General features: G+C 68.8%; 1 protein-coding gene. It reads left to right on the plus strand.

The window, feature by feature from the left end; all coding sequences use genetic code 11:
* Positions 1–394 (plus strand): VCBS domain-containing protein (locus tag AF337_RS24260; protein WP_244471301.1); only part of this gene is annotated, 394 nt, incomplete at both ends.

Consider the following 394-nt stretch of genomic DNA (forward strand, 5'->3'; position numbering starts at 1 on the left):
CGATCGTCGTCGATGCGACGGTCACCGACGATCGGGCGACGGTCGAGGCGGGTGCGGCCGGCAGCGGCGATCCGAATGCCTCCGGCAAGCTGACGGTCAGCGATGTCGACGACGGCGAGGCGGCGTTTGCCGCCCCGGCCTCCCTCAACGGCATCTATGGCAGCTTCACCTTCAATGCCGCCAGCGGCAGCTGGACCTATACGCTCGACAATAACCGGGCCGCGACGCAGGCGCTCAACCAGGGCGACGCCGTCAGCGACACGCTGAGCGTCAGCTCGCTCGACGGCACGGCCAGCCACAACATCGTCGTCGCCATCACCGGCGCCAACGATGCGGCTTCGATCGTCGTCGATGCGACGGTCACCGACGATCGGGCGACGGTCGAGGCGGGTGC

Source organism: Rhizobium ecuadorense (genome assembly GCF_001187535.1).
Classification (GTDB): Bacteria; Pseudomonadota; Alphaproteobacteria; order Rhizobiales; family Rhizobiaceae; genus Rhizobium; species Rhizobium ecuadorense.